We start from the raw sequence: 21,182 nt of genomic DNA, 5'->3' as shown, positions 1-21,182 counted from the left end.
GCACTTACTGTGAAGGATCTCCCCATGCGCAAGGCAAGCGTGACCCGCGCCACCGCGGAAACCAATATCTCCGTTGAGATCAATCTTGACGGCAGCGGCACTTATGACAATCAGACCGGCGTGGGTTTTTTTGACCACATGCTCGATCAGCTGTCGCGCCACAGCCTGATTGACATGACGATCCGCGCCGAAGGGGACTATCACATTGATGACCATCACACGGTGGAAGATGTGGGCATTGCGCTGGGTCAGGCGCTTACGCAAGCTCTGGGCGACAAGAAAGGCATTCGTCGCTATGCCACCTGCCACCTGCCCATGGATGACGCGCAGGTGCGCGCAAGTCTGGATCTGTCGGCGCGTCCCTTCCTGATCTGGAACAACGATATGCCAACCCAGAAGATTGGCGGCTTTGACACAGAGCTGGTGCGTGAGTTCTTTCAGGGCTTTGCCACCCATGGCGGCATCACGCTGCATGTGGATCAGATCCATGGCTTCAACAGCCACCACATTGCCGAAGCCACCTTCAAGGCCGTGGCACGGGCGCTGCGCGAGGCTGTGGAGGTCGATCCACGCAAGGCGGATGCCATCCCCTCCACCAAAGGCGCGCTTTAAACACACAGGCCCACTCTCACCGGGGCCTCCAAGCGATCTTCACTCAAAAAAGACGGGCACATCCAAGAGCGGTGCCCGTCTTTTTTATTCAGTTCTCAAAAGCTTGCCTGACCATCTCATCCACAGGCATTTGTTGCAACGCACTGTCCAGCGCCACAGCCAGCGCCTGATTTTCCGGCGTGTCGCGCATGGCGAGAACCAGCGGGTACTCCACCAGATTGCGTTCATTATAGGCGACTTTGTCTTTCACTTTGGCCATCTCTGGTGTGGTCAGCATCTCGGCCATCACAAAGCGATCAATCACACCGATATCGCCACGGCCACCCGCCACCATTTTTAACAGTTGGGCGTCGTCGCTGGCCTCCTGAACTGCGATGGCGCCACTGGCCATCAGGGCTTCAAATTCCTCCGGATATTCGTAGGAGCGCACCACCACAACGGTCAGACCGTGCAAGTCTTCAAGCGTGGTCCAGTTGATCGGGTTGTCCTGCCGTTGAACAAATCCAACCGGAGAGCTGTAAATCACCGGGGAGGCAAAAAATCCTTCCTGCACCTCACTGGGCCAAGCGGGATAATAGCCCAAAACGGAAGGGTCATCCGCCGCCTTTTTCTGAGACCGCGCCCAAGGAAGATATTCCACCGACAGGCTATGACCACTTTTGGCCAGAGCCTTCTCAAGGACAGACACTAGGATACCACCTTCGGGCAAGTCGGATCCCACATATGGCGCCCATTCCAGCGACATCACCTGATGTTCGGAGGCCTGGGCGCCAAAGGCAAGGCCGACAGATAAAGCTGCCACAGTCATCGCGCGTTTCATGAAAGTCATCTTCACACTCCTGAGTTGATTGTCGGGAAAACCTGACCCTCAAAGGTTTACATTCTGCAAACTTGCGCCTGTTTCCATATCCGCCGAAATTTGTTCCTCCTCGGGAAGACTTTAAGACACAAGGGCTCCCTTCGGTGGATCTGGCAGTGCCCGCGCTCTTGACCTGCCGCACATTAGGCGGCACTTGGGCAGGGCAACCACAGGAGGCCCCTATGCTCACAGCCATCATTGATTATGAAAGCGGCAATCTGCACTCCGCCGAGAAGGCCTTTCAACGTATGGCGGTGGAAGTGGATGGCGGCGAAGTGGTTGTCACCTCTGATGCGGATGTGGTGGCTCAAGCGGACCGTCTGGTGCTGCCGGGCGATGGGGCCTTTCCGGCCTGTGCCGAGGAGCTGCGCGGCCACAAGGGCATCTATGACGCCATGGTGGACGCCGTGGAAACAAAAGGCCGCCCGTTTCTGGGGATCTGTGTGGGCATGCAGCTGATGGCAAGCCGAGGACATGAGTACCAACTGACCGAGGGGTTAGGCTGGATTGCAGGGGATGTGGAAAAGATCACGCCTACGGATGCCTCGCTGAAAGTCCCGCATATGGGCTGGAACAATCTGGTGATTGATCATCCGCACGCGCTTCTTGAGGGGATCAAAAGCGGTGATCACACCTATTTTGTGCATTCCTACCAGTTTCATGTAACCAAGCCGGAAGAACGTCTGGCACATGTGGACTATGGGGGCGATGTGACCGCCATTATCGGGCGCGACACCATGGTGGGCATGCAGTTCCACCCGGAAAAAAGCCAAGACATTGGCCTGCGGATGATTGGCAACTTTCTGAAGTGGGCGCCGTAAGCGGAGCGGAAGAGAAAAGAGAGGGGCCAGCCCCTCTTGCGCGGACGCGCAATTCACCCTGGGATATTTCTAGTCAAATAAAGGCTAGGCTGCGCGCAGGGTTGTGGGCGCAACGCCATGGGCCTTGCGAAAGGCGCGGGTGAAGCTTTCCGGACTGTTGTAAGCATAGCGGCGGGCGACAGCATCCACGCGATCCCCACGCATGATGTCCTGATGGGCCAGAATGAGCCGCCAACGCCGCAGGTAACCAATCGGCGTTTCACCCACGGTTTGGGCAAAAAGTTCCGCAAAGCGCGACAAAGACAGCCCCGCCTCCTGCGCGAGATCCGCGTTGCTCCAGACCCGCCCGGGATAATCATGCATTGCAACAATCGCGCGGCTCAACCGGGGATCTGCCAATCCTGCCAGCAGACCGACATCTGTGGTGCCTTGAGAAATCTGCTCTCGCAGCAAGCGCACCATCAGCGCTTCACCCAGACGGTTGATCACAGATTGCGCGCCACAGCGGTTGGCGGTGGTTTCCTCCGCCATCAGCCGCACGAGCGCGCGACTGTCCTCGGCACCGCTCAGATCAGAACAGACCTCATCGGGCAAAGAGGCCATCAATGGGTTGGTCATCCCCATCCAATCCACATGGGCCGCAAAAAGGACTCCCTCCGCTCGCGCAGTCTGAGACGTGCCCCGTGTCAAGAAAACCACGCGCGCAGGCGCGCCATTCTCCCCCGCCATGGCAATCAGGTTGGCCGTGCTCAGCGGGGCGGGCTGCACGGTCAGGTGAAATTTCTCAACCAGCGTGGTAAGGCGATCCATTAGTCAAATCCGGTGTTTTAGCACGATCAATCGGATTTATTTGACATTAAATCCGGCGATAAGTCCAGAAAGCACAAACAAAAGGATACTTCCATGCTGTTGCCACGTCAGAAGACCCCGAACCTCACCCTGCCGCTTGTGGGCGGTGGCACGTTTGATCTTGCCAGCGAAGGCTCTGAGCGCGGCACGGTGGTGTGTTTTTACCGCGGTCTGCACTGCCCGATCTGCGCCACATACCTCAAAGAGCTTGAGAAACTGGTGGAAGCCTTTGCCGAACGTGGCGTGACCTGCGTTGCGGTCAGCAGCGATGGCGAGGCGCGCGCCAAAGACATGGCCGAGAAGATCGAAGCCACAGGGCTGCGCATTGCGTATGATCTGCCGCTGACCGTGGCCAAGGAATGGGGGCTTTATATCTCCACCTCGCGCGGCAAAACCTCCATTGGCATCGAAGAGCCTGCACTCTTCTCTGAGCCCGGTCTGTTCATGGTGAGCCCGGATCAGTCGCTCTATTATGGCTCTGTGCAGACCATGCCTTTTGTGCGTCCGCATTTCTCCGAGCTGCTCGGGGCGCTGGATTTTGCCATTAAGAACAACTACCCGGCACGCGGCGAATACACGGGCGCCGTGTAAACGCAGACCATCGTTAAAACACAAAAGGCGCAGGGGATCTCCTGCGCCTTTTGCATGTCGCGGTGCCTGAGAAATCAGTTCACGCGTGTCCAATTCTGGCTGCGGCAGACCACGGAGACGCAGCCTTTCACCTTTAGCGTGTTGCCACTCAGGCTCATTTTGGACTTGTAGGTCTTGTCCGCATCCGGAGCCCAGATCTTGCCGCCGGAATAGGCACCACCGCCATCAACCCCCATGTCCCAGATCATCTTTTTGCCCAGGTTTTCATAAGATGGATTGGCGGAACCGCTGGCATCAAAGGCCTTGTGAATGGTGCCGCAGATATCACTACCGCAGGCGGCCACTTTCACATGAAGATAGCTGCCTTCGTCGTTTGCGGCGGTTTTCCAGATGCCTTCTACCGGATCTGCCAGAGCGGTTGTGGCAGCTGCGAGCGTCATGGCTGCGGCCAAAAGTGTCTTTTTCATAAGGTCCTCCCTTGAACAATTGCCCAAAACTTTGGGCCAGAGCGCGATTCCCATCAACCGTGACTTAGGGTCATCTCGTTTCTCAAGCCTTGCGAGGCCGGTTGCGTTGCAATTTCTGCGACACCATGCAAAACCACTGCGGAGATTTCCTGTCTGTGCCTGCACATAGGGAACAGGCACCAAACTTATGATAAGGCCCCTGCCCCATGATCCTCTATCCCGCAATTGACCTGAAAGACGGCAATGCCGTGCGCCTGCTGCATGGTGAAATGGACAAAGAGACCGTGTTCAACGAAAACCCGGCTGCGCAAGCGATGGAGTTTGTAAACGCGGGCTGTGAATGGCTGCATCTTGTGGACCTCAATGGCGCCTTTGCCGGGGAGCCGGTGAATGCCGCACCCGTGGAAGAAATCCTGAAGCAGACCAATGTGCCCGCGCAGCTGGGGGGGGGTATTCGCGATATGGCCACCATAGCGCGCTGGATCGACAAAGGCCTGAGCCGCGTGATCCTTGGCACTGTGGCGGTTGAGAACCCCAATCTGGTGCGGGAAGCGGCGAAAGAATTCCCCGGCAAAGTGGCTGTGGGCATTGATGCCCGCAATGGCAAAGTGGCGACCAAAGGCTGGGCGGAGGAGACCGATGTGATGGTCACCGATCTGGCGAAGTCCTTTGAGGACGCCGGGGTCGCTGCGATCATCTACACCGACATTATGCGTGATGGGGCGATGAAAGGCCCCAATGTGGAAGCCACTGCGGCGCTTGCACAGGCGGTGTCGATCCCGGTGATTGCCTCTGGCGGGGTGAGCTCCCTGGAAGATCTTCAGGCGCTCAAAGACTGCGGAGCGACGTTAAATGGCGCCATTTCAGGCCGCGCACTTTATGACGGGGCGATTGATCTTGCCGAGGCGCTGGCGCTGCTAAAAGCGTAAGCCAACCGATATGTGAACATGCAAAAGGCTCTGGAGTATCGCTTCAGAGCCTTTTGTTTATAGGCGTTTTTATTGCGCCGCTGCCGCTGTCAGCTTGGACAAAGCGCCGCGCATGGTGGCGACAAAATCGGCATCTTCGGCAATGTTCAGCCCCGCAAACATCTGTGCCGGGTCTTCATAGGTTAGGAAGACCGCCCCGCTCGCATCCTCGTAGGCCAGCACTTTGAGGGGCAGAAACAGACCCGCCTTGATATCCGCCTGCATGGCGGGGGTGCCAATCTTAGGATTGCCAAAGATCAGCAGCTCCGCATCGGCCAGCTCTGCGCCCACATTGGCTGCGCCACCGGCATGATCGACACGCGCAAAGACCTTGGCACCGGCGGTTTCCACGGCGGCCTGAAGCGCATCCATGGTCTGGGCCACGGGTTTCTTGGACGGCACGGACAGAAGCTCTGCCTGAGCGGGGAGTGTTGTCGACATGGCAATGGCTCCTGCGATGAGATAATTTTTCATAGTCATGACCTTCCAGATAACGTTTACGACATATGTGTCACGCCAGAGTGTGGTCACATTCCAATCACGTTTTCTCGATAGGCGGGAAAACCCCGCTCTTGGCGTCCTCATGACAAGCGGTTAAGAAGGCGCAAAGAGGTGACCTATGCTTAAAACCCGCATCATTCCCTGTCTGGATGTTGCCGATGGCCGTGTGGTCAAAGGTGTAAACTTTGTTGGCCTGCGTGATGCCGGCGACCCGGTGGAAGCCGCCCGCGCTTATGACGCGGCGGGGGCGGATGAAATCTGCTTTCTGGACATTCATGCCACCCATGACAACCGGGGTGTGATGATCGACATGGTGCAGCGCTGTGCGGAGCAGTGCTTTGTACCGCTGACCGTGGGCGGGGGTGTGCGCAGCGTGGCGGATGTGCGCCGGCTGTTGCTGGCCGGAGCGGATAAGGTGAGTTTCAACTCCGCAGCTGTGGCCAATCCGGATGTGATTGCCGAAGCGGCAGCGCAATTTGGCAGCCAATGCATTGTCTGTGCAATTGACGCCAAAACCATCGGTCATGATGAAAAAGGTGTGCCCAACCAATGGGGGATCTTCACCCACGGCGGACGTAAGGCGGCACTGGATCAGGACGGCAACCCGATTGACGCGGTGGAATTTGCCAAGCTCGTGGTGGCCAAAGGCGCAGGGGAAATCCTGCTGACCTCGATGGACCGCGACGGCACCAAGGCGGGCTTCAACCTGCCTCTGACCAAAGCGATCAGCGATGCGGTCAACGTGCCGGTGATTGCGTCGGGCGGCGTGGGCAATCTGGACCATCTGGTGGAAGGCGTGACCAAAGGCGGCGCAAGCGCGGTTCTGGCGGCGTCGATCTTCCACTTTGGCGAATACACCGTGCAGGAAGCCAAACAATATATGCATGACGCCGGTATCCCGATGAGGCTGACATGAGTGTTCTGAACGATCTGGCCGCCACTATTTCCGAGCGTGCCAAAGCGGACCCGGAAAGCAGCTGGACAGCGAAGCTTTTGGCCAAAGGCCCGGAGAAATGCGCCGAGAAGTTTGGCGAAGAGGCCATTGAGGCGGTGATCGAAGCCGTGAAGGGCGACCGCGAGAAGCTGACCTATGAGGCGGCGGATGTGCTGTTTCACCTGCTGGTGATGCTGGAGGCGCGGGATGTGACGCTGGAGGATGTGCTGGCGGAGCTGGCACGGCGTCAAGGCATGAGCGGGATCGCGGAAAAAGCCGCAAGGTCAAAGGCCTGAAACCTGACTTTGCCGTAAGCCATGACACCCCTATAGTGGCATTACGTGCGATTTGATTGGGCTGAAATGATGCGTATTTTGAATGGGTTGCTCTGCGTTCTTGCGGCATTTTTTCTGGCCGGATGCGTCACGGTACCTAGTGAAGTGCTTGTGCCAAACCAAGTCGGGCTTGCGCAGGCAATTGTGGCGCTGGATCCTGCGGTTGCCCCCGAAGAGGCCGCACGCGTCGCGCAGATTTCCTACAGCTATTCTCTGCAGTTGCGTGAGGAATACAACGTGACCGATGGGCCATTGCTGCACAACGCGAAGGTCAATCAAGGCCTGCGCCCGCGCGGGCTATGCTGGCAATGGGCGGATGATCTGGAGGCCCGGCTGTGGCAGGAAGATTTGAAAACGCTGACACTGCATCGTGCGATCGCCAACCATGACAATATTCGCATCGAACACAGCACCGTCGTGATCAGTGCAAAAGGTGACAGCATGGCAGAAGGCATCGTGCTTGACTCTTGGCGCTATGGCGGACGACTCTACTGGAGTGAAGTGGTGGAGGACAACCGCTACAACTGGGAGGAGCGCGCGAAGGTGTTTGCCCTTAAAAAGGCAAGGCAGTAAGGCGGTTTTGAGCCTAAGGCGGCGACCCTTTTCAGGCTTTGTTAACCATATTCCAGCACTGAGAGGTACTGGGATTAAACGCATGTGGACTGATGCAAAACGGGTTTTGGCGGCGGGGCAAATCCGCTTTTTTGGGGTACTTTTGGCCACGTCCTCCTGAGGATGAATATTTTGAGGGCTCCCGCAAACAGCTGCTTTGCGGGTTTTCGGCGCTGATCACGGTCTTTGCCGCGACACATTTTCTCTATCTCGTTCTCATGCACTCCAAACCCGGCGTAGCTTTTGCGCTCAGCGCCGGTATAAGCGCGATGCTTTGCCTGTTTATTCCTGCGCTTTGCAGGGTGGGATTGAAGCCCCGATGGGCTGCGGTTTTGATGAGCCTGCTCCTGCTATTTTACGCGAATGTGATTTTCATACATGAGGCGGACAACAACTGGCGGCAGGAGGTGTTCCTGCTTGGACCACCCATGGTCGCGGCGCTGTTGACCGGATTGCGTATAGCCTGGCTGGTCACGGCTTTGGTGGTGATCAACCTGATCCTTCTGGCCCTGAGCTTACCATCAATCAATATGAGCGCAGCCTTTGTCCTGAGCGCCACGGTGCTGGCTGTCATGAGTGGCCTGACCATGTTCAAGCTTGAGCTGGAACGCAAAGAGAAGCGGCTGATTGAATTGCGAGACAATGCGCAGCGAGCGGATCAGGAAAAATCTGAGTTTCTTGCTAAAATGAGCCATGAGATTCGCACGCCTCTCAATGGGTTGAGCGGCGTTCTTCAGCTTTTGGAAGAAACGGATCTTACGCCGGATCAGAAAGAGCTTGTCGCCACCGGCCGCGAGTCCGGGCGCGGCTTGATGCGGTTGATCAATGGCGTGCTCGACTATTCTAAAATTGCGGCACAGGGCGTGACCGTGGAGATCCTTCCTGTGACCACCGCCTCAATTTTGGAAAACGCTCTATATTCGCAAAGACCGTCAGCCCAAGCCAAAGATGTAGATCTCATCACCCACATCGATCCCGCTTTACCCCTCTGGCTGAAGGCCGATCCAGTGCGGCTCAATCAGATCATCACCAACTTTCTAAGCAATGCGATCAAGTTCTCCCGAAACACCCCCGTGCAGTGCCGCATGGAACTCTCCGGAGAGTTTGTGAAAATCTCTGTAAGCGACAGAGGCATCGGCCTCACCGAAGAGGCGCAGAGCCGGATTTTCAAGAAATTCGAACAGGCCAGCAGCAGCACCAGCCGTCACTATGGCGGCACTGGGCTTGGACTGGCGATCAGTAAGGAGCTGGCGGAGTTGATGGGCGGGGAAATAGGAGTGGACAGCCGCCCGCTGGCGGGCAGCACGTTTTGGTTTACCTTTCCGCTGGAGGCATGTGCGGCTTCTGAATGCAGGCCTGCGCCTCCAACCGAGACGCCAGCGGTGCAAAGCAAGTTTCCGGGCAAAAAGGTTCTGGTGGTCGAAGACAATCGCACAAACCAGATGATTGTGCGCCGCTTTCTCGAAAGTATGGAGGTGCACGTCGATCTGGTGGAAGATGGACGCCCTGCCCTGCAACGCTGTACCACCCATCAATACGACCTGATCCTGATGGATATCCATCTGCCTGATCTGGACGGTGTCCGGGCGACAGAAATGCTGCGCCAGTCCCCGGGCCGCAATCAGAACACGCCGATTGTGGCCCTGTCGGCCAATATCCTGCCCCAGCAGACACAATCCTATCTTGAGGCTGGAATGAATGCCTGTCTTGGCAAACCATTCCGCAAAGATGAGCTGGCGAAGGTCCTGGCTTCTCTGATCGGGGAACGCAGATCGCGCGGGCTGTAATCTGCGCCTCAGCAGAGCGGTGTCAGCTGCGCTTGGAAGAAATGACGCCCGTGGCAAAGCCGCCCATGCGCAACTCCCCAAAGAGGCGTTGATATTCAATCTTCGGACATCGGTTCTGAATGACATCCACCCCCCGTGCCTCTGCAAGCGCTGCGGCCTCAGAGTGCTCAACGCCGATCTGCATCCAGATGGTTTGCAGATCGGCAAAGCGCTCCAGCGCCTCCTCCACAATGGGCGGCACAGCCTCTGAACGGCGAAAAATATCCACCATATCAACCGGCTCCGTGATATCTGACAAATGGGCCACAACAGTTTCACCAAAGAGCGATTTGCCCGCATGGCCCGGATTGACGGGTATGACCCGATAGCCCTTCAGAGTCAGATAGCGCGCCACATAGTAGCTTGGGCGCACAGTATTCATCGAGACACCCACAACAGCCACGGTTTTGGTGCGCTGCAGGATCTCGCGCAGATGTTCATCAGAGTAATCCATGAGGTCAGGCTAGCGGCTGTGATCGCTGTTGCAAGCGCTGTTTACGGCGGCGCTATGGCCATTAGGGATCCGCGCCTACAGGCAAAGTATACTTGCAAAAAAAAGCGCCCAAGAAAACTTGGGCGCAGGTTCGGAACGAGGGACAGTGAAGGGAAACACGGAAGTTCCGTTTGCCGTGTCTCTTGCATCACTACTTAGGTTCGCAGAATTGGATATCCAGAGCCTGTAAGATTCCTGTGAACAGAAGGTTAACAAGCTGGGCAGATTTCCGCTCAATCGAAGATATCTTCGATCACATCAAACACATCCTCAACCCAATCGGAGAAGCGCGCCTTGCGTTTTTTCCGCTTGTCTTTGGGACGCTTGCGGGACGCATTCTCCCAATCAGTCTTGGCAGACTGGATCGTTTTGCCCTTTGGCTTGCGCCCCTGTGTCTTGGGCAACATCTCCGCCTGATCAGGCGCGCGCGGTAAATGCTTCAAATTGTGCAAAGGCGCGCCGCAACTGGCGCAGGACAGCTCATGACGAATATCGCCGCGCAACACGAGCGCAGCCCGGGTGCCGCAATAGCAGCAAGTGGCAATCTTGGATGCCTGCATTTTGGATCGTTTTGCGATGGCCCTGTCCTCCGCCTTGCAACACCGCCTTTACTTAGGCGTTGCGCCGCAGGTTTGGGAGCCTCCGGCGGGGATATTTTTATCAAGAGGAAGCCTGCAGCTGCGCCTTTACGCCCCGGTGCTTTGTGGCAAGGAGGCGTAAAGCGCCACTGCCGCAGCGTTGGAGACATTGAGAGAGCCAAAAGCGCCAGCAAAGTTGATTTTGACCAGAGCATCCACTGTCTCTTTGGTTTTTTGGCGCAGCCCCGGCCCTTCGGCACCCAGAACAAGCGCAATGGGCATGTCCCGCTTGTCACAGAGCGCCTGCTCTATGCTCTGCTCGGCTTCGCCATCCATGCCCAGCACAAGATAGCCCATGTTCTGCAGCGCGGTGATCGTGTCTGCGAGGTTGCGTTCGCGCAGGTAAGGCTGACGCTCAAGCGCGCCGCTGGCGGTTTTGGCCAGCGCGCCGGTTTCAGGCGCAGAATGGTGGCGCGTGCCGATCACCGCCAGCGCGCCAAACACCTCAGCAGAGCGCAGAATCGCGCCAACGTTGTGGGGATCCGTGACCCGATCCAGCAGGATGAGGCGTTGTGGACGGTCATCAGAGGCAATCGCCACATCCGCCAGACGCCCCCAGTTGAGCGGCTTGACCTCGAGCGCGGCCCCCTGATGCACCGACTGCGGATCAATCGGCGCTTTGAATTTTCGCGGATCGACGATTTCCGGTGTGATGCCGGAGGCGGCAATGGCCTCTGCCAGTTTATCGGAGGCGTTTTTCGTCACGATCAGGCGCAATTTTTCCCGCGCGGGATTCGACAGGGCGTCTCGCACCGCATGCAAACCGAACAACCAGACGGTTTCAGCCGCGTCTTTGCGCTTGGCCTGTTCTTTTTCCACGACCCACTTGGGTTTTTTCATCGCTCTGCACCTTCAAAATAAAGAGGTTTCACCAATGGGCAAAAGAAGCGCCTCGCGCAACCACTTTTCTGGTTGACGCCCCTCGCGTGGCACAGTAATCACCCCCTCACACCGAGAGCAGATGCTGCTCTGGAAAGTGGGCGACAGGCCGCAAGGTGTGGCAGGGGACTGTAACTCCCTCGCGGAGACGCACGCTAGGTTCGATTCCTAGGTCGCCCACCACTTTCCAAATCGAAAGATTATTTAGCAGACTTATCATTGACTTAAGAAACGACCCTCACGTTATACTTAAAGCGTGGAGTCTGTGCTCAATGCGCCTACCCCTCTTTTGGGTCTCTCGCTAAATGCCCTCGCTGCCAAATGGCACTCAGGAATAAGAACATTTCGCCGGGATACCACGCTCCGAACGATCATGAGTTGTGACCTGTCTCTGCCTTGACACACGAAGAGGGGCAAGCATGTTGCAAGCTGCTACGTTGGTTGTGAGTGCAACGGTGGCGGTGGATAATGTGTGAGGGGCCGGGGTATGGGGGGCACTGTTCGAAGAAATCTCTAAAGATGTGCCTCCGCAATTGTGTACCAAAAATTCTTGAAAACACTTTGCCGAAGGCGCCAACTGCTACACGTTGAGACCAAAGGAAAATTGACCTATAACCAACCCTAAGTACTACCGAGAGGCGAGCTGTGCTGACTAAACTAAACATTGAGAACTGGAAAAGTTATAAGCAGGCGGAACTCAACGTGGACCCGCTTACAGTTCTGATTGGCACTAATGCAGGCGGCAAGTCCAATGCGCTCGACGCGCTGGCCTTTCTCAACCGTGCGTCGACGGGTCTTAGCTTAACTGCATGCTTGGCCGGGGATGCGTCAAACTCTCCTCTCCGAGGAGGCCTTGAATGGGCTTCCAGACATAATACCGGAAGGTTCAAGTTGGGGGTCGTGGTTGAAGCTGATGAGACCACCGAATTCCGCTACGACCTTGAAGCTTCAGTTAAGAATAATCGGTGCGAGATCGTCTCGGAAGAGTTGGTGAGGATCAAATTCCGACTTGCCAAAGGCAAGCCCAAAAAACCACTAAACCCAATCTATCTCCTCAGAACCGACCCGGCAGGCGAGGATGAGCCCATGCTTAAAGCTCGATTGTATAATAGGGGCGCAGGGTCTCTTCGGCAGCTTTCCAGAGCGAGTAGCCTACTATCTCAACTGAGCACCCAGTCGACCCGCCAGGAGGTGACAGAAGGTGTACAGCAGGTGATAAGAAGTCTTCGCGACGTATTCATTCTAGACCCCATTCCCTCTCATATGCGCCAGTTTGTACCACTTAGTGAAACCTTGGAACACGACGCGGGAAACGTTGCTGGAGTGATCGCCGCCCTGCCTCACGAACGTCAGAAAGAGATTGAGGCTGTCTTTTCTTCATACCTTTCAAAGCTTCCAGAAAGAGACATTCAGAGAGTGTACGCCGAAACGGTCGGGAAGTTCGGCAGCGATGCAATGCTCTACTGCGAGGAAAGCTGGGGAAGAAAAGGGGCCAGTCCGCTTGTCGACGCTAGAGGGATGTCGGATGGTACTCTGAGGTTCTTAGCAATACTCACGGCGTTGCTAACCCGCCCTGAAGGCAGCCTGCTTGTAATTGAAGAGGTAGACAACGGTTTGCACCCCTCCCGAGCATACCTATTAATAGATATGTTAAAGCGTATTGGTGAAGAGCGGCAAGTTGACTTGGTCGTTACTACCCACAACCCTGCGCTATTGGACGCACTAGGGCCTTCCGCGATACCCTTTATTACCGTCGCCCATAGAGACCGTGTCACTGGCGATAGCTGCTTGTCGCTCTTGGAAAACATCGACAACCTAGCTCGAGTGCTGGGTCACGGCCCACTAGGGACACTTTCTACTAAGGGTGTTATCGAAAGAGCCTTAAAGGGCGAACAGCTGTCACTGCCGTTTTAGCCATGACAAGAAAAGTTGCTATCGTAGACACTAGTGTACTCTGCTGCTGGCTGAGCATTCCGGGTCGGGAGACCGCCGGTAGCCCTCCTGACTTATGGGACAACCAAAGGGCGACAACCGAAATTGACAATGCCTTGAACGCAGGCTTCCAGCTTGTGATGCCTGTGACGAGTGTTGTTGAAACCGGCAACCACATCTCGCATGCACCAACACAGCGGTACGAAAAAGCTCAAGAATTTGTGACTTTCCTAAATCGCGCCTCTACCGGTGAGGAGCCGTGGGCACCCTTTTCAGAGCAGTTTGCCACTATCGATACCGCTATCGGCGAGCTCGCGCCTTTATGGCCGGATGCTGCGGCAAGAGGTGTATCACTTGGCGACTTCCTAATAACCTCAGTTGCCGACTACTATTCGGTGGCGGGCTTCGAGGTTCGAATAATTACCTCTGACAACCTGCTACGTTCTCACGTCCCTAAACGCCCCGAACGGACGCCTCGCCGAAATCGCTGAACACTCAGATACTCCATTGCGCGAGAGCAAGAAGTGAGACACAAAGATGAGACACAACCGCTAACCCGCGCTGGAATGTTCAGCCTTTGCGGTCACTTAGAAAAATGGTGGGCTTTCCAAGGATGTCCTCCATTCTCCTATCGTCCCCCCCTTTTATCGCAGGTTGCCGCTACGGCGTGGTTGATTGACCGGGCGCCGGCAGGGAAACTTGCATTTAGACAGGCTTGCGCAGGGATCTGGGAGGATGTGAGCAGCGATGATGCGGTCTTCGCCAAAGGTGCTGCCCAGCGGCATGCGGCTGTGCATGGTCTCGGCGCTGGCTGGATGTTTTATTCTTTATGGGTTGGTGACTTCGGGACCGGCACAGGCGCTGCAAGGGGTTTGGCAGATCCTCACGGTGCGCGATATGCTGATGACCGACTATATGGCCGTCGGCGGGATTGGCGGCGCAATGCTCAACGCCGGGTTGCTGCTGTGCATTGCCGTGACGTTCTATTGGCGCACAGGAGCTGAGGTGGGCGGCGCGGCGGTGGCCTGTCTGTTTCTGGTGCTTGGCTTTGGTCTGTTTGGCAAAAACCTCCTCAACATCTGGCCCATTTTGGCGGGGGTTTTTCTCTATGCCCGCTTCAAAGGCCAGCCGTTTGCCGATCATCTGAACACCGCATTTTTTGGCTGCGCGCTGGCACCGGTGGTGTCTGAAATTCTGTTCAGCAGCCGGCTGGATCTGTTCATTCGCCTGCCTTTGGCCCTGACTGTGGGCACGCTTATGGGGTTTGTGATGCCGCCCATTGCAGCGCAGCTTTTTAAGGCGCATGAAGGGCACAATCTTTACAATATGGGGTTTACCGCAGGCATGCTCGGGGTGCTGGTGGTGTCTTTGTTTCTGTCTTTCGGGTTTGTGCCTGAGCCGGTGTTTCTCTGGGAGACAGAACAGACCGCCGTTTTGGCCCCCTTTGTCATCGGGATTTTTGCGAGCTTTCTGCTGATTGGTCTGGTGGTGGAGCCAGAGTGCATTCAAAGGCTCCCGGAACTGCATGCGCGGTCAGGACTGGCGCCAAGTGATTTTGCCGCAGAGCTGGGCGATGGTCTAGTGCTGGTGAATATGGGGCTTCTGGGGCTCTGTGCCACGGGGGTCATTCTGGGCATGGACAGCGTGTTGAACGGGCCAACCCTGGCGGCGATTTTCTCGGTGGTGGGGTTCGGCGCCTTTGGCAAACACCTATGGAACTGCGCGCCTGTCGTGGCCGGAGTGGTGGCCCTGAGCCTATTGAAAGGAGCGGACCTAACGACACCCGGCCTTATACTGGCGGCGCTCTTCTCCACCTCTCTGGCCCCAATGGCGGGACGATTTGGATGGCACTGGGGAGTGGTGACGGGGATGATTCATGCCTCTGTGGCGCAGTCGGTTGGGGTGCTGCATGCTGGGCTGAACCTGTACAATAATGGGTTTGCCGCCGGGATCGTGGCCACGGTTCTATCCGCAGTGATCCTCTCGCTTAAGGCCGAGAAGGATGAGAAAGCCGGGTGAAAATCGGCCCTCTACGTGATTTTCAAAGCGCAAACAGCAATTCGTTCAATCCGCTTTGCACCAGGATACCTCTTTGGTTGGTGACGTCGAACTGTGTGCGCAGAATGCCTTTGGTGCCGGATTTTGTCGTCCGCTTGCCAACAATAGTGAGATCCGCATGGATGACATCTCCTGCCAGAACAGGTGCGTCAAACCGCCAGTTCCAGCCCATCGATACCAGACCATCCAAACGCGCAGAAGCGTTGTTTTTCAGACCATCCACCATGGAGAGCACCAAAAGACCATGCGCCACACGCCCACCAAATCCTTTGGATGCCGCAAAAGCCTCATCCATATGCAGGGCATAGTGGTCCCCTGAGACGGCGGCAAACTGATCAATATGCGCAGCTGTCACAGGGGTGGATCCCGCATCAATCCAATCCCCTACAGACAGATCATCATAGCCATAAACACCGGGGGACAAAGCCGCCCCCCGCAATGCGATTGTCATGATACGAACCTCAGATCAGGCCCTCAGACCGGAGTTGGTGCGTCTTCACGCAGCAGACCTTTGGCCTTCAGATCCGTCCAGAACTCGGCTGGAATGTCATGACTGAACCACGCCAGATTCTGCTCCAGTTGCTGGACTGTGCGGGTGCCCGCCATGAACGACGGCACCGCCGGGTGCGCGACGACAAATTGTAGAGCCGCAGCTGCGAGCGGCACGTTATATTGCGCGCAGACCTCTTCAATCCTAGCAACTTTCTGCATGATATCCGCTGGCGCTGGTGCGTAGTTGTATTTTGCACCTTCCTTGGCACCTGTCGCCAGAATGCCTGAATTAAAGCCCCCACCGACCACGACAGCGGCACCGCGCGCTTCACAGAGCGGAAGGAATTTGTCCAGCGCGTCCTGCTCCAGCAAGGTGTAGCGCCCCGCCAACAGGAAACAGTCAAAGTCACGCTGTTCGAGCGCGGCGTGGCAGACTTCCCACTCGTTCACGCCCACACCAATGGCTTTCACCACTCCCTGATTCCGAAGACTTTCCAGCGCCTTATAGGCTCCATCCATGGCCTGCTTGAAGACCTCGGGTTGCTCACTCCCACGAGTGAAAACGTCAATGTCATGAATAAAACAGATGTCCATGCGCTCCAGTGCGAGGCGCTGCAGGCTGTCTTCGAAGGAGCGCATCACACCATCGTAAGAATAGTCAAATTCCATGGTGAAAGGCGCAGCGTTGGTCCAGGGCTCAAAATTGATGTCGCTGCGTTTGGCAGGCTTCAGCAGACGCCCCACCTTGGAGGACAGCACCAAGTCGTCGCGGTTCTTCCAGCGCAGGTTTTGACCGGTGCGCAGTTCTGATAGTCCGTGGCCATACATGGGCGCGGTATCATAGTAGCGTACTCCTGCGTCCCACGCGTGCTCATACATCGCAGATGAAGTCTCTTCATCGATCTCACGGAAAATATTGCCCACGGGTGCTGTGCCAAAGCCAAAAGCTGTGACTTCAAGGTCCACACGACCAAATTTGTTTTTGCTGTTTGGGTTCATGTCCCACCTCCCTTGTGTTCACGCAAGCGCGGATGGCGATGCCGCTAGACGTGACAACTTCGTGCAAGTAACTGATTGGTTATTTAACCCAAGACCTGGACCGGATCAAGCCTCAAGCAACGCTACGGCGCCCTCCCCTAACCCCTCACTGACAAGTCGCTTGACGTGGCGAATTCCCACGACTTATAAGTAACTAGATAGTTACTGAAAGAATGCAGAAGAGGCGCGCCATGTTTCTGACGGAAACACATGAACAAGTACGTGATATGACCCGGCAATTTGCCCAAGAGGTCATCCGTCCCCTTGCTGAAGAGCTGGACCGCGATTCGCGCTTCCCGACTGAAATCTACGACCAGATGGGTGAATTGGGCCTTTTTGGCATCGGCGTCCCAGAAGCCATGGGAGGGCCTGGCTTTGATACGGTCACTTACGCATTGGTGATGGAAGAGCTGTCGCGCGGCTATGCCTCTGTGGCCGATCAATGCGGTCTGCTGGAATTGGTTTCGAGCCTGCTGGTACGCCACGGCACAGATGCACAGCGTGACAAATGGCTGGGCGATCTGCTCTCGGCAAAAACGCGGCCAGCCTATTGTATCACGGAACCCGAAGCGGGCACCGATGTGTCCGGTATCCGCACCACGGCTGTGCGTGACGGCGATGGCTGGGTACTGAACGGGGGTAAAATCTGGATCCACAATGCCCCGGTGGCCGATGTGGGATTTGTGCTGGCGCGCACGGATCCGGAGGCCGGACATCGCGGCATGTCCATTTTCATCGTCGATCTGCACGCAGACGGCGTGACCCGAGGTCCAAAGGAAATCAAGATGGGTCAGCGTGCCAGCCAGGTTGGCCCATTGACCTTTGATGATGTGCGCCTGCCGGCAGACGCGCTTCTGGGCACCGAAGGGCGTGGTTTCCACATGATGATGAGCGTTCTGGACAAGGGCCGGGTCGGCATTGCGGCGCTTGCCGTGGGCATTGGTCAGGCCGGGCTGGAAGCCGCCACGGAATACGCCCAGCAACGCAAGCAATTCAACAAGGCCATCTCTGAATTTCAGGGGGTCCAATGGCTGTTGGCGGATATTGCCAAAGATGTGGAAGCCGCCCGTCTGCTGGTGCACTCCGCGGCCTATAAACTGGACACCGGACAAGATGCCACCAAGGCTTGTTCGATGGCGAAGTGTTTTGCCGGCGACATGGCGGTGGCACGCTCCGCAGATGCGGTGCAGGTCTTTGGCGGCTCAGGCTACATCCGGGGCTTTGAGGTGGAGCGTCTCTATCGCGATGCAAAGATCACCCAGATTTACGAAGGCACCAATCAGATCCAGCGCATGATCATCGCGCGTGAGCTGGTCGCAAAGGGGGCATTGGCATGACCCGTCAGGTGGCTCTTGTAACAGGCTCCTCCCGGGGGATCGGCCTAGCGGCGGCAGTGGCCTTGGCGCGCGAAGGGTTTGCCATCGCGCTCAACGGTCCCCTTGAGGATGACGAACTGGCCCGCGCGGTTGCCACGGTGCAGGCCGAAGGTGTGCCTGCCATGGCCTGCGCCTTTGACGTTACCGATTTGACGTCTCATGAAGCAAAACTGAAACACATTGAAGAAACGCTCGGCCCGCTCACCACATTGGTCAACAACGCTGGCGTGGGTGTGTTGCAGCGCGGTGATGTGCTGGAGGTCTCCGAGGAAAGCTATGACCGCTGCATGGCGGTGAATACAAAGGCGTTGTTCTTTCTATCGCAGGCCTTTGCAAAGCATCTGGTGGCGCGCGACCGCGACGCGGCACTGTTTCATGCCATTGTCAATGTGACCTCCTCCAATGCGGTGGCCGTGGCCGTGCCGCGCGCAGAATACTGCGCCTCCAAAGCCGCTGCGGCGATGATATCCAAGACCTTCGCTGTGCGCCTTGGAGAGGAAAACATCGCTGTCTATGACGTGCAGCCCGGCCTGATTGCCACCGAGATGACGGCTCCGGTGATCGATATGTACGACCAGCGCGCCAAAGATGGGCTGACGCTGTTTCCGCGCGTGGGCCAGCCAGAAGATATGGGCGGCATCATCGCAGCCCTGGCGAGCGGCAAACTCCCCTATACCACCGGACAGGCAATCTCGGCAGATGCCGGCATGCTTGTGCCCCGTTTCTGAGGTTTCCTGATGAAAATCCAATTGCCTGACACACAGGGTGTGCTGCACCCATACGCTCTCACCGGCACGCCTATTGCGCCCTCAAAGCTCACCAAAAACTCCGCGCGTGTGCTTTATTCAGCGGCGCATGTTGTCTCTGATCCTTTTGGCGACCATGATCCCACTGGCCCCGCCAAGGTGGACTGGGCCAAAACCATGGAATTCCGTCACTACTTGGCAGGCATGGGCATGGGCATTGCAGAGGCCATGGACACCGCGCAGCGCGGTATGGGGTTGGACTGGAACGGTGCACTAGAGTTGATCCGCCGCACCAAAGAAGAACTGCCAGACGCGCTGGTGGCCAATGGCTGTGGCACGGATCACCTTGATCCGGCCGATGCAGGCGATTTGGACGATGTGCGCCGCGCCTATCTCGAACAGGTTGACGCGATTCAGGCCGTCGGTGGTCGTCTGATCCTGATGGCCTCGCGCGCACTGGCCCGCGTCGCGCAAAGCCCGCAAGACTATATCACCATCTATTCCGACGTGCTCAACGCCTGTGACCAACCGGTGATCTTGCACTGGCTCGGCGAGATGTTTGACCCACAGCTCGCAGGCTACTGGGGCAGCGACAACTTCGCCGACACATTAGACACCGTGGTTCAGATCATTGAGGCCAATGTCGCCAAGGTGGATGGCATCAAGATTTCACTTCTGGATGCCGACAAAGAAGTGCAGCTGCGCCGCCGCCTGCCTGAAGGCGTCAAGATGTATACCGGGGATGATTTCAACTACCCCGAGCTCATCGAAGGCGACGATCAGGGGCATTCCCACGCGCTGCTTGGTATCTTTGATCCGCTGGCCCCGGCAGCGGCGTATGCGGTTAGCAAACTCAGCGAAGGTGATGCCAAAACCTTCCGTGCCACGCTGGACCCAACCGTGCCGCTGGCGCGCCATATCTTCCGCGCCCCAACGCAATATTACAAAACTGGCGTTGTGTTTCTGGCCTGGCTGAATGGGTTTCAGGACCATTTCATTATGCTCAATGGCGCACAGGCGACCCGCTCCCTGCCCTATTTCATCGACTGCTTTAAAATGGCGGATGGCTGTGGCCTGCTGCGCGACCCTGACCTTGCGGTGGATCGCATGAGCACATTGCTTAAGCTTTACGGTGCGTGATCCGATGCGTGATTTCACCCATGACCACTCGGCACTGGCACTCAATACGGCAACGCTGGGTCACAACCTAGATGGGTTTGGCGCGGGCTGGTCTCCGGAGCAGGTGATCGATGCCTGTGCGGAACGTGGCTATGGCGGGATCACCTTCTGGCGGCGCGAACTGGCGGGTCGTGCCGCGGACATCGGCGCGCGCACCCGTGCTGCGGGCCTACAAGTGGTGGGTCTGTGTCGCACCCCCTTTCTGACGGGGTCGCTGGCCCTGCCCGATGATCGGGCCATCATGACAGATTTTTACCGTTCCATTGATGAGGCCGCCGCTCTGGAAACTGGGGTTTTGACCATTGTCACAGGTGGACCTGAGCCGGGAACCAAAGGGGTGATCGAAAGTCAGAAGATCCTCGCGGATCGGGTGGCCCGCGCCGCAGATTACGCCGCAGAGCGCAATGTCAAACTGGCGCTGGAGCCGCTGAACCCGGCAACTGCTGGCAATCGCACCTGCATCATGACGGCAGCAGACGCGCTCAATGTCTGCGATGCAGTGGGCGCAGCAAATGTTGGCATCGCCATTGATGTTTATCACGTCTGGTGGGACACCACGCTGGCAGAGACACTTTCACAACGCGCCAAGGGCCGCATTCTGGGCTATCACCTGTGTGACTGGCTGGCAGACACCGCTGATGTGCTGCTGGATCGTGGCATGATGGGGGACGGCGTGGCCGACCTCAAGGCCCTGCGCGCGGCTGTTGAATCCGCAGGCTATACCGGCCTGTGCGAGGTTGAGATTTTCTCAGCCAACAATTGGTGGCAACACGCCCCGGAAGAGGTCCTCGACACCATCGTAGAGCGCTTCCGCAGCTATTGCTAAAAGAACCCTTCCAAATGGAGACTACGCCCATGAAGGTACTAGTACCTGTCAAGCGCGTGATTGACTACAACGTGAAAGTTCGTGTGAAAGCGGACGGGACCGGTGTCGATCTCGCGAACGTCAAAATGTCGATGAACCCATTCGATGAGA

Annotated in this window: 24 protein-coding genes, 1 tRNA gene and 1 pseudogene; 17 read left to right on the top strand and 9 right to left on the bottom strand. The window is 56.9% G+C overall.

What is annotated here, in order from left to right; all coding sequences use genetic code 11:
• Window positions 1–24: 24 nt before the first annotated feature.
• Window positions 25–612, top strand: a complete 588-nt coding sequence (gene hisB / locus J7382_RS16625; RefSeq protein ID WP_209070133.1) for an imidazoleglycerol-phosphate dehydratase HisB — start codon at window positions 25–27, stop codon at window positions 610–612.
• An 88-nt stretch (window positions 613–700) separates the two neighbouring features.
• Here the strand turns inward: hisB and J7382_RS16620 are convergent, their stop codons facing one another.
• Entirely contained in the window at window positions 701–1,441 is a 741-nt protein-coding gene (locus J7382_RS16620; protein WP_209070132.1) for a transporter substrate-binding domain-containing protein, read from the bottom strand.
• Window positions 1,442–1,653: 212 nt separating this feature from the next.
• Here J7382_RS16620 and hisH point away from each other — a divergent pair, with 212 nt between their 5' ends.
• On the top strand, window positions 1,654–2,292 hold the full coding sequence (gene hisH, locus J7382_RS16615; RefSeq protein ID WP_209070131.1) for an imidazole glycerol phosphate synthase subunit HisH: 639 nt from the start codon (window positions 1,654–1,656) through the stop codon (window positions 2,290–2,292).
• Between the two features lie 84 nt (window positions 2,293–2,376).
• Here hisH and J7382_RS16610 read toward each other — a convergent pair whose 3' ends face one another.
• Window positions 2,377–3,102, bottom strand: coding sequence for an AraC family transcriptional regulator (locus J7382_RS16610; protein WP_209070130.1), 726 nt, complete (start codon window positions 3,100–3,102; stop codon window positions 2,377–2,379).
• Between the two features lie 93 nt (window positions 3,103–3,195).
• Between J7382_RS16610 and J7382_RS16605 the strand changes: the two genes are divergently transcribed.
• Window positions 3,196–3,732, top strand: coding sequence for a peroxiredoxin-like family protein (locus J7382_RS16605; protein WP_058240484.1), 537 nt, complete (start codon window positions 3,196–3,198; stop codon window positions 3,730–3,732).
• A gap of 74 nt (window positions 3,733–3,806) precedes the next feature.
• Here the strand turns inward: J7382_RS16605 and J7382_RS16600 are convergent, their stop codons facing one another.
• Window positions 3,807–4,199, bottom strand: a complete 393-nt coding sequence (locus J7382_RS16600) for a DUF2147 domain-containing protein (RefSeq protein WP_058240483.1) — start codon at window positions 4,197–4,199, stop codon at window positions 3,807–3,809.
• A gap of 206 nt (window positions 4,200–4,405) precedes the next feature.
• On the opposite strand from J7382_RS16600, the gene hisA reads away from it, so the two are divergent.
• Window positions 4,406–5,128: a 1-(5-phosphoribosyl)-5-[(5-phosphoribosylamino)methylideneamino]imidazole-4-carboxamide isomerase gene (gene hisA / locus J7382_RS16595; protein WP_209070129.1), complete on the top strand. Its 723-nt coding sequence runs from the start codon at window positions 4,406–4,408 to the stop codon at window positions 5,126–5,128.
• Between the two features lie 69 nt (window positions 5,129–5,197).
• Here the strand turns inward: hisA and J7382_RS16590 are convergent, their stop codons facing one another.
• Window positions 5,198–5,641: a DUF302 domain-containing protein gene (locus J7382_RS16590; protein ID WP_209070128.1), complete on the bottom strand. Its 444-nt coding sequence runs from the start codon at window positions 5,639–5,641 to the stop codon at window positions 5,198–5,200.
• Window positions 5,642–5,786: 145 nt separating this feature from the next.
• Between J7382_RS16590 and hisF the strand changes: the two genes are divergently transcribed.
• The 4 genes from hisF to J7382_RS16570 all read left to right on the top strand — a co-directional run bounded on the left by hisF (window position 5,787) and on the right by J7382_RS16570 (window position 9,336).
• Complete coding sequence (gene hisF / locus J7382_RS16585) at window positions 5,787–6,584, top strand: imidazole glycerol phosphate synthase subunit HisF (RefSeq protein ID WP_209070127.1); 798 nt, start codon at window positions 5,787–5,789, stop codon at window positions 6,582–6,584.
• Window positions 6,581–6,898 (top strand): phosphoribosyl-ATP diphosphatase, encoded by a 318-nt coding sequence (locus tag J7382_RS16580; RefSeq protein ID WP_209070126.1) that lies wholly within the window; start codon window positions 6,581–6,583, stop codon window positions 6,896–6,898. The genes hisF and J7382_RS16580 overlap by 4 nt, the downstream gene beginning before the upstream one ends.
• Window positions 6,899–6,967: 69 nt before the next feature.
• Window positions 6,968–7,510: a hypothetical protein gene (locus tag J7382_RS16575; RefSeq protein ID WP_247745075.1), complete on the top strand. Its 543-nt coding sequence runs from the start codon at window positions 6,968–6,970 to the stop codon at window positions 7,508–7,510.
• Window positions 7,511–7,884: 374 nt separating this feature from the next.
• Window positions 7,885–9,336, top strand: coding sequence for an ATP-binding protein (locus tag J7382_RS16570; protein WP_209070124.1), 1,452 nt, complete (start codon window positions 7,885–7,887; stop codon window positions 9,334–9,336).
• Between the two features lie 22 nt (window positions 9,337–9,358).
• Here the strand turns inward: J7382_RS16570 and J7382_RS16565 are convergent, their stop codons facing one another.
• The 3 genes from J7382_RS16565 to rlmB form a co-directional block, all read right to left on the bottom strand.
• Window positions 9,359–9,829 (bottom strand): CoA-binding protein, encoded by a 471-nt coding sequence (locus tag J7382_RS16565; RefSeq protein ID WP_209070123.1) that lies wholly within the window; start codon window positions 9,827–9,829, stop codon window positions 9,359–9,361.
• Window positions 9,830–10,101: 272 nt separating this feature from the next.
• Window positions 10,102–10,428, bottom strand: coding sequence for a hypothetical protein (locus J7382_RS16560; RefSeq protein ID WP_209070122.1), 327 nt, complete (start codon window positions 10,426–10,428; stop codon window positions 10,102–10,104).
• 126 nt (window positions 10,429–10,554) lie between these two features.
• Window positions 10,555–11,346, bottom strand: a complete 792-nt coding sequence (gene rlmB / locus J7382_RS16555; protein WP_209070121.1) for a 23S rRNA (guanosine(2251)-2'-O)-methyltransferase RlmB — start codon at window positions 11,344–11,346, stop codon at window positions 10,555–10,557.
• 138 nt (window positions 11,347–11,484) lie between these two features.
• Here rlmB and J7382_RS16550 point away from each other — a divergent pair.
• The 4 genes from J7382_RS16550 (at window position 11,485) to J7382_RS16535 (ending at window position 15,336) form a co-directional block, all read left to right on the top strand.
• Window positions 11,485–11,568: transfer RNA gene (locus tag J7382_RS16550), tRNA-Tyr, on the top strand.
• 462 nt (window positions 11,569–12,030) lie between these two features.
• The gene (locus J7382_RS16545) at window positions 12,031–13,299 is read left to right on the top strand and encodes an ATP-binding protein (protein ID WP_209070120.1); all 1,269 of its coding nucleotides are present in this window, start codon (window positions 12,031–12,033) and stop codon (window positions 13,297–13,299) included.
• A 134-nt stretch (window positions 13,300–13,433) separates the two neighbouring features.
• Window positions 13,434–13,808, top strand: coding sequence for a hypothetical protein (locus J7382_RS16540; protein WP_209070119.1), 375 nt, complete (start codon window positions 13,434–13,436; stop codon window positions 13,806–13,808).
• Between the two features lie 256 nt (window positions 13,809–14,064).
• Window positions 14,065–15,336, top strand: coding sequence for a DUF1576 domain-containing protein (locus J7382_RS16535; protein WP_209070118.1), 1,272 nt, complete (start codon window positions 14,065–14,067; stop codon window positions 15,334–15,336).
• A gap of 22 nt (window positions 15,337–15,358) precedes the next feature.
• Here the strand turns inward: J7382_RS16535 and J7382_RS16530 are convergent, their stop codons facing one another.
• Together J7382_RS16530 and J7382_RS16525 are read right to left on the bottom strand one after the other, a co-directional pair.
• Window positions 15,359–15,826, bottom strand: coding sequence for a MaoC family dehydratase (locus tag J7382_RS16530; protein ID WP_209070117.1), 468 nt, complete (start codon window positions 15,824–15,826; stop codon window positions 15,359–15,361).
• A gap of 23 nt (window positions 15,827–15,849) precedes the next feature.
• Window positions 15,850–16,866: an aldo/keto reductase gene (locus tag J7382_RS16525; protein WP_209070116.1), complete on the bottom strand. Its 1,017-nt coding sequence runs from the start codon at window positions 16,864–16,866 to the stop codon at window positions 15,850–15,852.
• Between the two features lie 230 nt (window positions 16,867–17,096).
• Here J7382_RS16525 and J7382_RS16520 point away from each other — a divergent pair, with 230 nt between their 5' ends.
• From J7382_RS16520 to J7382_RS16500, 5 genes and pseudogenes are all read left to right on the top strand, one after another.
• The gene (locus tag J7382_RS16520) at window positions 17,097–18,242 is read left to right on the top strand and encodes an acyl-CoA dehydrogenase family protein (RefSeq protein ID WP_209070115.1); all 1,146 of its coding nucleotides are present in this window, start codon (window positions 17,097–17,099) and stop codon (window positions 18,240–18,242) included.
• Window positions 18,239–19,009 carry a 3-ketoacyl-ACP reductase gene (locus J7382_RS16515; RefSeq protein WP_209070114.1) on the top strand — a complete coding sequence of 257 codons (771 nt, stop codon included), beginning with the start codon at window positions 18,239–18,241 and terminating at the stop codon, window positions 19,007–19,009. Before J7382_RS16520 ends, J7382_RS16515 begins: the two co-directional genes overlap by 4 nt.
• Window positions 19,010–19,018: 9 nt before the next feature.
• The gene (locus J7382_RS16510; protein ID WP_209070113.1) at window positions 19,019–20,167 is read left to right on the top strand and encodes a dihydrodipicolinate synthase family protein; all 1,149 of its coding nucleotides are present in this window, start codon (window positions 19,019–19,021) and stop codon (window positions 20,165–20,167) included.
• Between the two features lie 4 nt (window positions 20,168–20,171).
• The gene (locus tag J7382_RS16505) at window positions 20,172–21,032 is read left to right on the top strand and encodes a sugar phosphate isomerase/epimerase family protein (RefSeq protein WP_209070112.1); all 861 of its coding nucleotides are present in this window, start codon (window positions 20,172–20,174) and stop codon (window positions 21,030–21,032) included.
• 29 nt (window positions 21,033–21,061) lie between these two features.
• Window positions 21,062–21,182 (top strand): annotated as a pseudogene (locus J7382_RS16500) (electron transfer flavoprotein subunit beta/FixA family protein); the annotation flags it as partial.

It is taken from the genome of Shimia sp. R11_0 (assembly GCF_017744035.1).
Lineage (GTDB): Bacteria > Pseudomonadota > Alphaproteobacteria > Rhodobacterales > Rhodobacteraceae > Shimia > Shimia marina.
The sequence above is the reverse complement of the archived record's forward strand: the minus strand, read 5'-3'. Positions and strand labels throughout refer to the sequence as shown.

Coding starts and splice junctions, on each gene's coding strand:
- hisB (WP_209070133.1), top strand. CDS start 25: ATGCGCAAGGCAAGCGTGACCCGCGCCACCGCGGAAACCAATATCTCC.
- J7382_RS16620 (WP_209070132.1), bottom strand. CDS start 1,441: ATGACTTTCATGAAACGCGCGATGACTGTGGCAGCTTTATCTGTCGGC.
- hisH (WP_209070131.1), top strand. CDS start 1,654: ATGCTCACAGCCATCATTGATTATGAAAGCGGCAATCTGCACTCCGCC.
- J7382_RS16610 (WP_209070130.1), bottom strand. CDS start 3,102: ATGGATCGCCTTACCACGCTGGTTGAGAAATTTCACCTGACCGTGCAG.
- J7382_RS16605 (WP_058240484.1), top strand. CDS start 3,196: ATGCTGTTGCCACGTCAGAAGACCCCGAACCTCACCCTGCCGCTTGTG.
- J7382_RS16600 (WP_058240483.1), bottom strand. CDS start 4,199: ATGAAAAAGACACTTTTGGCCGCAGCCATGACGCTCGCAGCTGCCACA.
- hisA (WP_209070129.1), top strand. CDS start 4,406: ATGATCCTCTATCCCGCAATTGACCTGAAAGACGGCAATGCCGTGCGC.
- J7382_RS16590 (WP_209070128.1), bottom strand. CDS start 5,641: ATGAAAAATTATCTCATCGCAGGAGCCATTGCCATGTCGACAACACTC.
- hisF (WP_209070127.1), top strand. CDS start 5,787: ATGCTTAAAACCCGCATCATTCCCTGTCTGGATGTTGCCGATGGCCGT.
- J7382_RS16580 (WP_209070126.1), top strand. CDS start 6,581: ATGAGTGTTCTGAACGATCTGGCCGCCACTATTTCCGAGCGTGCCAAA.
- J7382_RS16575 (WP_247745075.1), top strand. CDS start 6,968: ATGCGTATTTTGAATGGGTTGCTCTGCGTTCTTGCGGCATTTTTTCTG.
- J7382_RS16570 (WP_209070124.1), top strand. CDS start 7,885: ATGAGCCTGCTCCTGCTATTTTACGCGAATGTGATTTTCATACATGAG.
- J7382_RS16565 (WP_209070123.1), bottom strand. CDS start 9,829: ATGGATTACTCTGATGAACATCTGCGCGAGATCCTGCAGCGCACCAAA.
- J7382_RS16560 (WP_209070122.1), bottom strand. CDS start 10,428: ATGCAGGCATCCAAGATTGCCACTTGCTGCTATTGCGGCACCCGGGCT.
- rlmB (WP_209070121.1), bottom strand. CDS start 11,346: ATGAAAAAACCCAAGTGGGTCGTGGAAAAAGAACAGGCCAAGCGCAAA.
- J7382_RS16535 (WP_209070118.1), top strand. CDS start 14,065: ATGATGCGGTCTTCGCCAAAGGTGCTGCCCAGCGGCATGCGGCTGTGC.
- J7382_RS16530 (WP_209070117.1), bottom strand. CDS start 15,826: ATGACAATCGCATTGCGGGGGGCGGCTTTGTCCCCCGGTGTTTATGGC.
- J7382_RS16525 (WP_209070116.1), bottom strand. CDS start 16,866: ATGAACCCAAACAGCAAAAACAAATTTGGTCGTGTGGACCTTGAAGTC.
- J7382_RS16520 (WP_209070115.1), top strand. CDS start 17,097: ATGTTTCTGACGGAAACACATGAACAAGTACGTGATATGACCCGGCAA.
- J7382_RS16515 (WP_209070114.1), top strand. CDS start 18,239: ATGACCCGTCAGGTGGCTCTTGTAACAGGCTCCTCCCGGGGGATCGGC.
- J7382_RS16510 (WP_209070113.1), top strand. CDS start 19,019: ATGAAAATCCAATTGCCTGACACACAGGGTGTGCTGCACCCATACGCT.
- J7382_RS16505 (WP_209070112.1), top strand. CDS start 20,172: ATGCGTGATTTCACCCATGACCACTCGGCACTGGCACTCAATACGGCA.